At 61.5% G+C, this 13,932-nt stretch carries 10 protein-coding genes and 1 tRNA gene; 5 read left to right on the top strand and 6 right to left on the bottom strand.

Annotated features, from left to right (window positions below; translation table 11 throughout):
* Position 1 precedes the first annotated feature (1 nt).
* The 5 genes from DKW65_RS06555 (at position 2) to DKW65_RS06535 (ending at position 6,376) form a co-directional block, all read left to right on the top strand.
* A complete protein-coding gene (locus tag DKW65_RS06555; RefSeq protein ID WP_111656495.1) occupies positions 2 to 1,783 on the top strand; it encodes an extracellular solute-binding protein in 1,782 nt (593 codons plus the stop codon).
* Positions 1,780 to 2,859, top strand: coding sequence for a microcin C ABC transporter permease YejB (locus tag DKW65_RS06550; RefSeq protein WP_111656494.1), 1,080 nt, complete (start codon positions 1,780 to 1,782; stop codon positions 2,857 to 2,859). The genes DKW65_RS06555 and DKW65_RS06550 overlap by 4 nt, the downstream gene beginning before the upstream one ends.
* The gene (locus DKW65_RS06545; RefSeq protein WP_111656493.1) at positions 2,859 to 3,887 is read left to right on the top strand and encodes an ABC transporter permease; all 1,029 of its coding nucleotides are present in this window, start codon (positions 2,859 to 2,861) and stop codon (positions 3,885 to 3,887) included. The genes DKW65_RS06550 and DKW65_RS06545 overlap by 1 nt, the downstream gene beginning before the upstream one ends.
* Positions 3,884 to 5,482: an ABC transporter ATP-binding protein gene (locus tag DKW65_RS06540; RefSeq protein WP_111656492.1), complete on the top strand. Its 1,599-nt coding sequence runs from the start codon at positions 3,884 to 3,886 to the stop codon at positions 5,480 to 5,482. Before DKW65_RS06545 ends, DKW65_RS06540 begins: the two co-directional genes overlap by 4 nt.
* A 93-nt stretch (positions 5,483 to 5,575) precedes the next feature.
* Positions 5,576 to 6,376, top strand: coding sequence for an enoyl-ACP reductase FabI (locus tag DKW65_RS06535; RefSeq protein WP_111656491.1), 801 nt, complete (start codon positions 5,576 to 5,578; stop codon positions 6,374 to 6,376).
* Positions 6,377 to 6,839: 463 nt separating this feature from the next.
* Here DKW65_RS06535 and DKW65_RS06530 read toward each other — a convergent pair whose 3' ends face one another.
* The 6 genes from DKW65_RS06530 to clpP form a co-directional block, all read right to left on the bottom strand.
* Positions 6,840 to 8,756 carry a SurA N-terminal domain-containing protein gene (locus tag DKW65_RS06530; RefSeq protein WP_111656490.1) on the bottom strand — a complete coding sequence of 639 codons (1,917 nt, stop codon included), beginning with the start codon at positions 8,754 to 8,756 and terminating at the stop codon, positions 6,840 to 6,842.
* An 86-nt stretch (positions 8,757 to 8,842) separates the two neighbouring features.
* A tRNA-Asp gene (locus tag DKW65_RS06525) sits at positions 8,843 to 8,919 on the bottom strand.
* A gap of 10 nt (positions 8,920 to 8,929) precedes the next feature.
* On the bottom strand, positions 8,930 to 9,202 hold the full coding sequence (locus DKW65_RS06520) for an HU family DNA-binding protein (protein WP_111656489.1): 273 nt from the start codon (positions 9,200 to 9,202) through the stop codon (positions 8,930 to 8,932).
* Between the two features lie 164 nt (positions 9,203 to 9,366).
* Positions 9,367 to 11,763 carry an endopeptidase La gene (gene lon, locus DKW65_RS06515; protein ID WP_111656488.1) on the bottom strand — a complete coding sequence of 799 codons (2,397 nt, stop codon included), beginning with the start codon at positions 11,761 to 11,763 and terminating at the stop codon, positions 9,367 to 9,369.
* 28 nt (positions 11,764 to 11,791) lie between these two features.
* Complete coding sequence (gene clpX, locus DKW65_RS06510; protein WP_111656487.1) at positions 11,792 to 13,093, bottom strand: ATP-dependent Clp protease ATP-binding subunit ClpX; 1,302 nt, start codon at positions 13,091 to 13,093, stop codon at positions 11,792 to 11,794.
* Between the two features lie 85 nt (positions 13,094 to 13,178).
* Positions 13,179 to 13,814 carry an ATP-dependent Clp endopeptidase proteolytic subunit ClpP gene (clpP, locus tag DKW65_RS06505; protein WP_111656486.1) on the bottom strand — a complete coding sequence of 212 codons (636 nt, stop codon included), beginning with the start codon at positions 13,812 to 13,814 and terminating at the stop codon, positions 13,179 to 13,181.
* Positions 13,815 to 13,932: the final 118 nt, after the last annotated feature.

Here is a 13,932-nt window from a genome sequence, read left to right as displayed (position 1 = left end):
GATGAAACGAGTGCTTCTGCCGGCGCTGTTGGCCGGCCTGTTCAGCCATGGCCTGAGTGCCGCCCCGGGCGAACACGCTATCGCCATGCATGGTGAACCCAAATACCCCGCTGACTTCGCCCACTTTGATTACGTCAATCCGGATGCGCCCAAAGGCGGGCGCCTGCGTCGACACACCATCGGCACCTACGACAGTTTCAACCCTTTCATCTCCCGAGGCTCCCCCGCAGCCGGTCTGGGCATGCTCTACGATACCCTGACCACCAGCAGCAGCGATGAGCCTTTCACCCAATACGGCCTGCTGGCAGAACGCATCGAAATGCCCGAGGACCGCAGCTGGGTCATTTATCACCTGCGCGAGGAAGCCCGTTTTGCCGACGGCAAGCCGGTCACTGCCGAGGATGTCGTCTATACCTTCACGCTGCTGACGGAAAAAGGACAGCCTTTCTACAGCTTCTATTACGGCGATGTGGAAAAGGTCGAGGCCCTGGACAAACACCGGGTGCGCTTCAGCTTCAGTGGCGGCGACAACCGCGAGTTGGCCTTGATCGTTGGCCAGATGCAGGTACTGCCGAAACACTACTGGGAAGAGCGCAATTTCGAGCGCGGCACCCTGGAGCCGCCCCTGGGCAGCGGCCCCTACCGGATCGTCAGCCACGACCCCGGCAAACGCGTGGTCTATGAACGCCGCACTGATTACTGGGGCAAGGACCTGCCGGTCAACCGTGGCCGCCACAACTTTGACCGGATCAGCTACGAATACTTCCTGGATGACACTGTCGCCCTGGAAGCCTTCAAGGGTGGCCGTTACGACCTGCGCCTGGAGAACGTGGCCGCCAACTGGGCGAACGGCTACCAGGGTCCCGCCCTGAGCCGGGGCGACATCATCATGGACACCTTTGATCATGACCTGCCCTCGGGCATGCAGGCCTTCACCTACAATCTGCGCCGCCCGCTGTTCCAGGACCGCACGCTGCGCAAGGCACTGGCCTACGCCTTTGATTTCGAATGGACCAATCAGAACCTGTTCCACAATCAATATCGTCGCACCCGCAGCTACTTCGAGAACTCCGAACTGGCCGCAGAGGGCCTGCCCGGCAAGGATGAACTGGCGATCCTCGAGCCACTGCGTGACAAGCTGCCGGAAGAGGTCTTTACCTCGGTGTACAACCCGCCGAAGAGCGATGGCAGTGGCCGCCCGCGGGACAACCTGTTACGTGCCCAGACCCTGTTGCGCGAAGCAGGCTATACACTGCGCAACGGTCAACTGCATACACCCGACGGCCAGCCGGTGCGTTTCGAGATCCTGATCGACAGCGCCACCTGGGAGCGCGTATCGCTGCCCTTTGCCAATAACCTGCGCGGCCTGGGCGTGCGTGCCGAAGTACGCCGCGTGGACCACACCCAGTATATCGAGCGGTTGCGCCGCTTCGATTTCGACATGGTGGTGAATGTCTTCCCCCAGTCCAATTCTCCGGGCAACGAGCAGCGCGACTTCTGGCACTCCAGCGCGGCGGACCGGCCGGATTCGCGCAACCTTCTCGGCCTGCAGGACCCCGCCATTGATGCGCTGGTCGACCTGGTGATCAGCGCCGCCGACCGTGATGCACTGGTGACTCGTGTGCGCGCGCTGGACCGCGCCCTGCAATGGGGGCACTACGTGATTCCCAACTGGTACACCGACCATTTCCGTATTGCTTACTGGAAACATCTGGCCCATCCGGGCAAACCGGCGCCCCATGGGCTGCCGCTCGATACCTGGTGGCACAAGGACGCTGAATGAGTCGCTATATTGCGCGTCGGCTGCTGCTGATCATTCCCACCCTGTTCGGCATCCTGTTGCTGAACTTCATCATCGTTCAGGCCGCCCCCGGCGGCCCGGTAGAGCGCATGGTGGCCGAACTGCGCGGCATCGAAAGCAGCACCGGCGGTCAGTTTGCCGGGAGCCGGGCCGATTTCGTCGGCAGCGGTGAAGGCGGCTATCGCGGCTCCCAGGGATTGCCCCCCGAGCTGCTGGAGCGCATTCAGAAGATGTACGGCTTCGACAAGCCCGCCCACGAGCGCTTCTGGCTGATGATCCGCAACTACGCCAGCTTCGACTTCGGCGAATCCTACTATCGCGACCGCAGCGTGGTGGAACTGGTACGCGAACGCTTGCCGGTATCCATCTCGCTGGGGCTGTGGAGCACGCTGATCACCTATCTGGTCTCGATCCCGCTGGGCATCCGCAAGGCCGTGCGCCACGGCTCTCCCTTCGATGTCTGGAGCAGCAGCCTGATCATTGTCGGCTACGCCATTCCCAGCTTCCTGTTCGCCATTCTGCTGGTAGTGCTGTTTGCCGGCGGCAGCTACCTGGACTGGTTCCCGCTGCGTGGCCTGACCTCGGATAACTTTGAGGAACTGACCTTTGGCGGCAAGATTCTCGATTACTTCTGGCATATTACCCTGCCCACGATTGCCATCGTCATCGGCAACTTCGCCACCCTGACCATGCTCACCAAGAACTCGTTCCTCGATGAAATCAGCAAGCAGTATGTGCAGACCGCCCGCGCCAAGGGGCTGACGGAAAACCAGGTGCTCTACCGCCATGTGTTCCGCAACGCCATGCTCATCATCATTGCCGGCTTCCCGGCTGCCTTTGTCGGCGTCTTCTTCACCGGCGTGCTGCTGATCGAATATATCTTCTCCCTTGACGGACTCGGCCTGCTCGGCTTTGAAGCCGTGATCAGCCGCGATTACCCGGTGGTCTTCGGCACCCTGTTCATCTTTACCCTGATCGGGCTGGTGCTGAAGCTGATCAGCGACCTGACCTATGTGCTGGTGGACCCTCGCATCGACTTCGAGCGGAGGGACAACTGATGGTCTTCAGTAATCCCGTACACCAGCGCCAGTGGCAGACCTTCAAGGCCAACCGTCGCGGCTACTGGTCGCTGTGGATCTTCGCGGCCGTGTTCGTCATCTGCATGGGCGCCGAACTCATCGCCAACGAAAAGCCGCTGCTGGTGAGCTACCAGGGCAACTTCTATTTACCGGTGCTGCACAGCTATCCCGAGACCACCTTTGGCGGCATGTTCGAAACGGAAACCAACTACCGCGACCCCTTCGTTCGCGAGCTGATCGAAGACGACGGCTGGATGATCTGGCCGCTGATCCGTTTCAGCTACAGCACCATCAACTATGATCTCACCGTACCCTCCCCTGCACCGCCTTCTGGCGAAAACTGGCTTGGCACCGATGATCAGGGACGCGATGTGCTGGCGCGGATCATCTACGGCTTCCGCACCTCGGTGCTGTTCGGTCTGATACTCGCCTTTGCCAGCAGCGTTATCGGCATCGCCGTGGGCGCCATCCAGGGCTACTTCGGCGGCTGGATTGACCTGGCTGGCCAACGCTTTCTGGAAATCTGGTCGAGCATGCCGATCCTCTACCTGATCATCATCATCTCCAGTTTCGTGACCCCGAATTTCTGGTGGTTGCTGCTGATCATGCTGCTGTTTTCATGGATGTCGCTCGTCGATCTGGTGCGCGCCGAATTCCTGCGCTGCCGCAACATGGATTATGTGCGCGCCGCCAAGGCCCTGGGGGTGCCCACACCCACCATCATGTGGCGGCACATGCTGCCCAACGCCATGGTCGCCACCCTGACGTTTGTGCCCTTCATCCTCAACGGCGCCATCATCATGCTCACCACCCTGGACTTCATCGGCTTTGGCCTGCCGCCCGGCTCCCCTTCCATGGGCGAGCTGCTGGGTCAGGGCAAGGCCAACCTGCACGCCCCCTGGCTGGGCATCAGTGCCTTCGTGTCCCTGGCGTTCCTGCTGTCACTGCTGATCTTTATCGGTGAAGCGGTGCGCGATGCCTTCGACCCGAGGAAATACCTGCAATGAGCCGACTGCAGATCGAAAACCTCAGCGTCCGCTTCGGCACCGGCGATCCGGTGGTGGATCAGGTATCCCTGACCCTGCATGCCGGACGCATGCTGGCGCTGGTCGGGGAATCCGGGTCCGGCAAATCCGTGACCGCCCTCTCCCTGCTGCGCCTGCTGCCGCCGCAAGCCCAGGTCAGCGCCAGCGCCATGACCTTCGAAGATCGCGACATACTGCATCTGAACGAACAGCAGTTGCGCGGCCTGCGCGGCGGCCGTATCGGCATGATCTTCCAGGAACCCCTGAGCGCCCTGAACCCCTTGCACACGGTGGAAAAACAGATCGGCGAAAGCATCGCCGTGCATCAGGGCCTGAGCCGCAGCGCCACCCGCAAGCGCGTACTGGCCCTGCTGGACAAGGTACACCTGCCAAAACCCGAGACCCTGCTGGGCCGCTACCCGCACCAGCTGTCCGGCGGCCAGCGGCAGCGCGTCATGATCGCCATGGCGCTGGCCAATGACCCCACCGTGCTGATTGCCGACGAGCCCACCACCGCGCTGGACGTGACCGTGCAGGCCGGCATCCTGGATCTGATCAAACAGCTGCAGCAGGAGATGGGCCTGGCGGTATTGCTGATTACCCATGATCTGGGTCTGGTGAGCCGTTACGCCGAGGATGTTGCGGTCATGCATCGCGGCCAGATCGTCGAACAGGGCCCTACCGCTCAGGTCATGCAGGCTCCCGCCGCCGATTACACCCGTCACCTGCTTGCCGCCGAACCCGGCGGCACACCGCCGATCCCCGATGCAACACGCCCCGAGCACCTGCGTACCCGGGATTTACGCGTCTGGTTCCGGCAGGGGCCGAAAAGCTTCTTCGGCAGCAAGAGCTGGTTCCGCGCCGTGGACGGTGTGGACACCCTGGTCCGTCGTGGCGAAACCCTCGGCATCGTGGGCGAAAGCGGCAGCGGCAAATCCACCCTGGCCATGGCAATATTGCGCCTGATCGAAAGCCGCGGTGAGATCGAGATGGACGGCGCTCGCCTTGACCCGCTGGACCGCCGCGCCATGACCCCCTGGCGCGCGCGCCTGCAAGTCGTCTTCCAGGACCCCTGGGGCACGCTGAACCCGCGCATGACCGTAGGCCAGATCATCGGGGAGGGTTTACAGGTGCACCGCCCCGACATGAAGGCCGCCGAACGCGCCGCCGAAGTCGCCACCATCCTGGGGGAAGTCGGCTTGCCCGCCGACTGGCAACACCGCTACCCGCACGAGTTTTCCGGCGGCCAACGCCAGCGGATCGCCATTGCCCGCGCCCTGATCCTGCGACCCGAACTGCTGATTCTGGATGAACCCACCTCTGCACTGGACCGCAGCGTCCAGCATCAGGTCCTGGAACTGCTGCGCGATCTGCAGGAACGTCACGGGCTGTCGTATATCTTCATCAGCCACGACCTGAAGCTGGTCCGTGCCATCAGCCACCAGCTGGTGGTCATGCGCGACGGCAAGGCGCTGGAGCAAGGCCCCACAGAGGCCATCTTCCGCGATCCGCAACACCTCTATACTCGCACCCTGATTGAGGCCGCCTTTTCCACCCGGGTCCATGCCCTGAGCTGAGCCGGCTCCGGGTGGAATTTGTTGCATTTGAGCAATGCAGCCGCCGCAGCTTTCCGCTACATTGCCCCCAGATCGCTTTCAAGAGGAACCACCATGGGCTTTCTTGCCGGTAAACGTTATCTGATCGTCGGTATCGCCAGCACCAAATCCATCGCCTGGGGCATCGCCGAAGCCATGCACCGCGAAGGCGCCGAACTCGCTTTCACCTACCAGAACGACAAACTCAAGACCCGCGTGGAAAAGGCCGCCAACGCATTCGGTGGTCGCCCGGAGCTGTGTTTTCCCTGTGACGTGGCCAGCGATGCAGAAATCGATGCCGTGTTCGCCTCACTGGGCAAGCACTGGGATGGTCTGGACGGCATCATCCACGCCGTGGGCTTCGCCCCGGCCAGTGAACTGGACGGCAACTTTGTCGAGGTGGCGACCCGCGAGGGATTCCATATCTCCCACGACATTTCGAGCTACAGCTTCGTCGCACTGGCCAAGGCTGGCCACGCGATGATGAAGGGCCGCAACGGCAGTCTGCTGACGCTGAGCTATCATGCGTCGCAGCAGACCGTGCCCAACTACAACGTCATGGGTATGGCCAAGGCCAGCCTGGAAGCCAGTGTGCGCTACCTGGCGGCCAGCCTGGGCCCGGAAGGCATTCGGGTAAATTGCATTTCTGCCGGGCCGATCCGCACGCTGGCGGCTTCGGGCATCAAGAAGTTCCGCAGCATGCTTGACCACAACGCCAACAAGGCACCGTTGCGTCGCAATGTAACCATCGAGGAAGTCGGCAATGTAGCGGCCTTCCTGTGCTCCGATCTGGCCTCCGGCATCACGGGCGAAATCACCTATGTGGATGCGGGGGCCAATACCTCGGCCATGTCAGGTGTGATTGAAGAGGAGTAACCGAACTCCTGCCCCTCCAGCGGGGAGGCGTTGAGGCGGGGTACGCCCTTCCGGGACCGCTCAAGCCGTCCATGGGCGCTCTTTCTTTGCCCATCCCTGGGCAAAGATGTCCCTACAGGGCGCACCCCGCCTCAACGCCGGTGCGAGATTCTGCGTTCAGTGGTGATAGCGCGTGCTGGAGGAACAACACCGTCGGCCATCTGCCCGCTTGAAGATAGGGCTGCGCGTGACGGCCCTCGGGGGGCGGGTAAGGGTTTTCTGGACCTTCGAGAGGCATGGATGCCGAACGAGAGCCTACATGGATGTACTTGCGGCGTGTCCAGAAAACCCTTACCCGCCCCCCGAGGGCCATCACCACCAAACCTCCCGAACGGACCGGCCTCCCAGCGAACCACATAGCCGTGCATGAGCGCCCACAAAAAAAGCCCCGCAAGCGGGGCTTTTTCTTCAAGCGACCAACCACTTATTCGACGTCGTTGCCTGCCAGCCGTTCCGGGTACTGGCGAATCTTGCCGCTTTCGCGGAGCCAGGCCACGGTGTGGCGGAAGCTGCGCTCGCCTTCCATCTCGCCCAGCTGCGCCAACGCCTGTGCCGTCTGTTCCGGCGTCAGACCTTCAGGGTCACCATCCCGCACCGCATCCAGAGACAGTGCCGCCAGGTCGCCATTGCCCAGACGGATGATCTCCAGCGGCCGCTCGCCCTCATCAGCCGGACGCGGCAAACGGAAGGCGCGATCAACCAGTTCCCGATCGGGATTGCTGGCGCCACGCTCCAGATCGGACGCCGTGCTCACATCACGCTGCCACAGCGCTGCCAGGGCATCCAGATCGCCGCCCTCGGCCAGAGTCGACTCGCCCTCGGCCAGCATGGCCTCGATGCGCTCGTAGGCCTCACGCAGCTGCAAGCGGCGCACGATACGGTCACGCACTTCTGCCAGCGGAATCGGCTCCGCCGGTTGCGAGTCGGCAACGCGAACTACCGCATAACGGGTCGGGCTCAACTCGATCAGGCGGCTGTTCTGACCACGCTCGCGCACCGCCGGATTGTTCAGCTCGGCACGCACGGCCTGCTCGCGGGCAATGCCCTCCGGATTATCGAGCGAGAAGAAGCCGGTGCGGCGCAACGTCAGCTCCAGCGTTTCGGAAGGCACCTGCAGATCCGGGTGTTCGAAGGCCAGCTCTTCAAGACGCATCACGCGCTCGTTAAGCTCGGCTTCAGCCTGGGCCGATTTCATGTCCTGCTCGATATTGTCGCGCATCTCGGCAAAACCAGGCAGCTCACGGCGCTGGATGCGCGTGACCTTGATCAGGTGCACCCCGGCGTCACTGGCCACAGGCGAGGACACCTCGCCCTCGGCCAGGGAAAACGCCGCTGTCTCCATCTCCTCAGGCAGGTCGCCTCGCGCAACCGTACCCAGATCACCGCCCGCAGACGCCGTGGCCGCGTCGGCCGAGGCATCGGCCGCCAGTGCGGCGAAGTCGGCGCCGTCGGCCAGTTGCTCGCGCAGTGCTTCGGCGCGGGACTCAGCATCGCTGCCGGTCAGCAGGATATGCGATATACGACGGCGCTCGGCGCTGGAAGCGGCACGCTCGATCATCTCGCGGCGGACACTGTACTCCTCGCGGATTTCTTCCTCGGAGAAGCTGATGCCCTGCATGAAATCGCTGCGATCCAGCAACAGGTACTCGACCTGGTAGTGCGGCGGGCGAACGAACTCGTCGGCATTGGCCTCGTAGAACGCTGTCACCTGCTCGTCACTGATCTCGAATTCACTGCGCAGAGCATCCGCGCTGACGCGGATATAGCGCACATCGCGACGCTGCTCACCCAGACGGCGCATTTCAGCCAGTTCATAGGGCAAGGCAAACTCGGTGTCTTCGATGCCGCTGCGGAACTGGTCCAGCACCATCTGCTCGCGCAGAGCGGCGATGTAGCCGCGCGGGGACTGGCCGATGCTGCGCACGGTGCGCTCGAACACCTGCTGCGAGAAACGTCCGGTCTGTGGATCCTGGAAGTCGGGCGTGCGGGTGATTTCGCGCGCGGCCTGCTCCTCGGAGACACGCAAACCGGCGTCGCGAGCGGCGCTGATCATCAGCACCTCGTTGATCATGCCCTGCAACACCATGCTGGCATTGACGAAATTGTCGAGCATGTCCGGATCAATATCCGGCGCCTGGGCACGCACATTCTGGCGCACCTGTTGTACGCGGTTGTTGACCGCCGCGCGGGTGATGGAATTACCCTCTACCTTGGCGACCACGTCGCCGCCCCCTCCGCCGGTGAAGTAGCCATAAAAGGCGGACACCACGAACGGCAGGATAATCGCCGCCAACAGGACCTTGCCTGCCGGACCGCGCAAGAATCGCCTGAACCCCTGCATTGTGTATTCTCCGAATTATTCAGTACCAGGCCCAACGCCAGGCCTCAAACAAAAAAGCGCACCCCGTCAAGGATACGCTTTTCTGTTGGCGGAGCGGACGGGACTCGAACCCGCGACCCCCGGCGTGACAGGCCGGTATTCTAACCAACTGAACTACCGCTCCCGTACACGACTCAGTTCACCGCGTCCTTGAGGGCCTTGCCGGCTTTGAAGCCCGGCACGTTAGCGGCCGCGATCTTGATGGTCTGGCCCGTTTGCGGGTTACGACCTTCTCGCTCGGCACGCTTCTTCACGGCGAAGGTACCAAAACCTACCAGTGACACGCTGTCACCACCCTTGAGCGCCTTGGTGATGGCGTCCACGGTAGCGTCCAGTGCGCGGCCGGCGTCAGCTTTGGAAATATCTGCTGCAGCTGCAATTGCATCGATCAGTTCTGATTTGTTCACGAAAATCCCCTTTTATGATTTCCCGTTCTTCACTGGAGCGCTCGTCACGTCCCTGATATGGAAGCCGACTTTATACCAACGGGCCTGAAACCCGTCAAGAAAGCGGCCTCCAGAGAGTCCGAGCATTTACATTTGCTGATCAATTCAGCAAAAAACTTCACTTGTCAATGGGTGCTGACTCGATCAGTGTCACCTTTCTTCCCATCTTCCGCGGTGGCGATCTCTTCCTCCACCTCGGCTTCACTCAGTGGCGTCGGCATATGCTGGAGTGCCACTTCGAGAACCTGGTCGATCCATTTTACCGGACGAATATCGAGCGACGACTTGATGTTCTCCGGAATTTCCTTCAGATCACGTTCATTTTCCTGGGGAATCAGTACCGTACGGATACCACCCCGATGCGCCGCAAGCAGCTTTTCCTTGAGGCCGCCAATGGGCAGCACCTGGCCACGCAGGGTGATCTCGCCGGTCATCGCCACTTCCGCCTTGACCGGAATACCCGTCAGGACCGACACCAGTGACGTACACATGGCGACACCGGCGCTGGGACCATCCTTCGGTGTTGCTCCTTCAGGCACATGAATATGGAAATCGTTCCGTTCCAGTTGCCGACGACGGATACCCAGCGTGCGAGCACGACTCTTGACCACCGTATAGGCCGCCCGGATCGACTCCTGCATGACATCGCCCAGGGAGCCGGTCATGGTCACCAGCCCCTTACCCGGGGTAGAGACCCCTTCAATGGTCAGCAGTTCGCCGCCGACAGAGGTCCAGGCCAGCCCTGTGACCTGACCGATCTGATCCTGTTCCTCGGCACGGCCGAAGCTGTACTTGCGTACCCCCAGGTACTGCTCGATGTCTTCGCCTTCGATGGACACCGGCTCGGCGCTGTTGGCCAGCAGGTGTTCCTTGACCACCTTGCGGCACACCTTGCTGATCTCGCGCTCCAGGCCCCGCACGCCGGCTTCCCGGGTGTAGTGGCGAATGATATGCCGCAGCGAGTCGTCATCGAAGCGCAGTTCATCCTTCTTCAGGCCGTTGGCCTCGCACTGCTTGGGCACCAGATACTGGCGCGCAATATTGACCTTCTCATCCTCGGTATAGCCGGGGATGCGAATCACTTCCATACGATCCAGCAGCGGTGCGGGAATGTTCATGGAATTGGAGGTACACACGAACAATGTCTCGGACAGATCGTAGTCCACTTCCAGATAGTGGTCGTTGAAGGAATTGTTCTGTTCCGGATCAAGCACTTCCAGCAAGGCCGACGACGGATCACCACGCATGTCCATGCCCATCTTGTCGACTTCGTCGAGCAGGAACAGCGGGTTGCGCACCCCCACCTTGGACAGCTTCTGCATCACCTTGCCCGGCAGGGAACCGATATAGGTGCGGCGGTGCCCACGGATTTCGGCTTCATCGCGCACGCCACCCAGCGCCATGCGCACAAACTTGCGGTTGGTGGCCTTGGCAATGGACTGCCCCAGGGAGGTCTTGCCCACCCCGGGCGGGCCTACCAGGCACAGCACCGGACCCTTGACCTTGCCGACACGGCTCTGCACGGCCAGGAATTCGAGAATGCGGTCTTTGACTTCTTCCAGGCCATAATGATCCTGGTCGAGAATTTCCTGGGCCGCGCGCAGGTCATGCCGCACCTTGCTGCGCTTTTTCCAGGGAATGCTCACCATCCAGTCCAGATAGCTGCGCACCACCGTGGCTTCCGCCGACATGGGTGACATCATCTTCAGCTTGGTCAGTTCGCTCTGGGCCTTGTCGCGGGCGTCCTTGGGCATACCGGCAGCACCGATGCGGCGCTCCAGTTCCTCGATCTCGTTGCCGCCTTCGTCCATGTCGCCGAGTTCTTTCTGAATGGCCTTCATCTGCTCATTCAGGTAGTACTCGCGCTGGCTGCGCTCCATCTGCTTCTTGACCCGGCCACGAATCCGCTTCTCGACGTTGAAGATGTCGATCTCGGATTCCATCAGGGCAATCAGATGCTCCACCCGCTCGCGGGTGTCCGCCATCTCCAGGACTTCCTGCTTTTCTTCCAGCTTGAGCTGAAGGTGGGCCGCGATGGTGTCGGCCAGGCGGCTGAGTTCGTCAATGGACGACACCGAACTGACGATTTCCGGGGCGACTTTCTTGGACAGGCGCACGTACTGTTCGAACTGCTCAAGCAACGTCTTGCTCAATGCCTCGGCTTCATTGTCCGGTGGCAGGCGTTCGCCCAGCTCGCGCGCATCGGCGACAGCACATTCGTCGTTGAAGTCGACACGCACCACATGGGCACGCTCGCTGCCTTCCACCAGCACCTTCACGGTACCGTCAGGCAGGCGCAGCATCTGCAGGATGCTGGAGACGGTGCCTACCCGGTGCAGCGCTTCCGCACCCGGATCATCGTCAGACGCATTACGCTGCGCCACCAGCAGGACCTGCTTGTCGCCCGCCATGGCGACTTCAAGGGCACGAATGGATTTGGCTCGCCCGACAAACAACGGGATGACCATATGGGGATAAACCACCACATCTCGCAGTGGCAATAACGGAATATCTTTCAGCACATCAGGCCTCGATATCAGAAGCCCCGGATCACTCCGGGGCTGCTTTGGAGGGTTGCTCGCTGCGTTCGTAGATCAGCAGCGGCTCCGACTCGCCGGTGATGGTCGCGGCATCGATCACTACCTTGGCCACGCCGTCCTGCGAGGGTACCTGGTACATGGTATCGAGCAGCACATTCTCGAGGATGGAGCGCAGCCCGCGCGCGCCGGTCTTGCGTTCCATGGCCTTCTGGGCCACCGCCCGCAGCGCGTCCTCGCGGAAGTCCAGCTCGACACCTTCCATGTCGAACAGACGACCATACTGCTTGGTCAGCGCATTGCGCGGCTCGGTCAGAATCTGGATCAGTGCTTCTTCGGACAGTTCTTCCAGCGTGGCGATCACTGGCAGACGACCGATGAATTCCGGAATCAGGCCGAACTTGATCAGGTCTTCCGGCTCGACATCCAGCAGCGTCTGACCGACATTGACCGTCTTGTCCTTGCTGCGCACCTCGGCACCGAAGCCGATGCCGCCTTTTTCGGACCGGTCACGAATGATCTTTTCCAGGCCCGCGAAGGCACCGCCACAGATGAACAGGATATTGGAGGTGTCCACCTGCAGGAATTCCTGTTGCGGGTGCTTGCGTCCGCCCTGGGGCGGTACCGAGGCCACGGTGCCCTCGATCAGCTTGAGCAGCGCCTGCTGCACGCCCTCGCCCGAGACATCGCGGGTGATGGACGGGTTGTCCGACTTGCGCGAAATCTTGTCGATCTCGTCGATGTAGACGATGCCCATCTGGGCGCGCTCGACATCGTAGTCGCACTTCTGCAGCAGCTTCTGGATGATGTTCTCGACGTCTTCCCCCACATAACCGGCTTCGGTCAGGGTGGTCGCGTCAGCGATGGTAAAGGGCACATTGAGCAAGCGTGCCAGCGTCTCGGCGAGCAGCGTCTTGCCGCTACCGGTAGGCCCGATCAGCAGAATGTTGCTCTTGCCCAGTTCGATCTCATCGCCCTTCTTGCCCCGGGCATTCGTCTCGGCACCGCCGCGCAACCGCTTGTAGTGGTTGTACACCGCCACGGAGAGCACCTTCTTGGCGCGCTCCTGACCGATAACGAAGTCGTCCAGGGTGGACTTGATCTCGTGGGGTTTGGGCAGGCGCCGCGATTCGTCTTCCGCAGCATCCTCACTGACCTCTTCACGAATGATGTCGTTGCAGAGATCCACACACTCATCGCAGATGAATACCGAAGGGCCGGCGATGAGTTTGCGCACCTCGTGCTGGCTTTTGCCACAGAACGAGCAGTACAGCAGCTTGCCGTCGTCGTTCTTTCCGCCGGTGTGATCGGTCATCGGGATCGCCTCTACACTTCATTTCTCTTCAAGATGCAGGCAACACGGGGCTTTTTCAAGCCTGCGGCCGCCTGCGCCACGGCGTTCAGACGCTGCGCCGGGTAAGTACCTGATCTATAAGCCCATACTCACGGGCGCGTTCTGCGTCCATGAAGTTGTCCCGGTCGGTGTCGCGCTCCAGGGCCTCCAGCGGCTGACCGGTATGGTGGGCCAGCAATGCATTGAGCTGACTCTTGATCTTGAGGATCTCACGGGCGTGAATCTCGATATCCGAGGCCTGCCCCTGAAAACCGCCCAGCGGCTGATGGATCATGATGCGTGAGTTGGGCAGCGCAAAGCGCTTGCCCTTCTCGCCCGCCGCCAGCAGGAAGGAGCCCATGCTGGCCGCCTGGCCGATACACATGGTGGATACCGCCGGCTTGATGAACTGCATGGTGTCATAGATGGACATGCCTGCGGTGACGGACCCGCCCGGGCTATTGATATACAGGTGTATATCCTTGTCCGGGTTTTCGGATTCCAGAAACAGCATCTGCGCCACGATCAGGTTGGCCATCTGATCCTCGACCTGGCCCACCAGAAAGATCACCCGTTCCTTGAGCAGGCGGGAATAGATGTCAAAGGAGCGCTCGCCGCGAGCGGTCTGCTCGATCACCATGGGCACCAGCCCCAGAGCCGAGGGACCGCTGGCCGACGTGGAGATACCGTTGATGTCTGTCATGCACTGTTCCTGCGTTAACGGGTATTCATTGCATCTTATGCCGCGCCGGGCGCACAGGTCCATAAAGCCCACGTGAATCGGCGGCGGGTTGCGCAAATCTTGCACAAACTGGCGATAA

The sequence above is a fragment of the Isoalcanivorax indicus genome, from assembly GCF_003259185.1.
Lineage (GTDB): Bacteria > Pseudomonadota > Gammaproteobacteria > Pseudomonadales > Alcanivoracaceae > Isoalcanivorax > Isoalcanivorax indicus.
This window is presented reverse-complemented; position numbering and strand designations above follow the sequence as displayed.

Coding starts and splice junctions, on each gene's coding strand:
- DKW65_RS06555 (WP_111656495.1), top strand. CDS start 2: ATGAAACGAGTGCTTCTGCCGGCGCTGTTGGCCGGCCTGTTCAGCCAT.
- DKW65_RS06550 (WP_111656494.1), top strand. CDS start 1,780: ATGAGTCGCTATATTGCGCGTCGGCTGCTGCTGATCATTCCCACCCTG.
- DKW65_RS06545 (WP_111656493.1), top strand. CDS start 2,859: ATGGTCTTCAGTAATCCCGTACACCAGCGCCAGTGGCAGACCTTCAAG.
- DKW65_RS06540 (WP_111656492.1), top strand. CDS start 3,884: ATGAGCCGACTGCAGATCGAAAACCTCAGCGTCCGCTTCGGCACCGGC.
- DKW65_RS06535 (WP_111656491.1), top strand. CDS start 5,576: ATGGGCTTTCTTGCCGGTAAACGTTATCTGATCGTCGGTATCGCCAGC.
- DKW65_RS06530 (WP_111656490.1), bottom strand. CDS start 8,756: ATGCAGGGGTTCAGGCGATTCTTGCGCGGTCCGGCAGGCAAGGTCCTG.
- clpX (WP_111656487.1), bottom strand. CDS start 13,093: ATGACCGATCACACCGGCGGAAAGAACGACGACGGCAAGCTGCTGTAC.
- clpP (WP_111656486.1), bottom strand. CDS start 13,814: ATGACAGACATCAACGGTATCTCCACGTCGGCCAGCGGTCCCTCGGCT.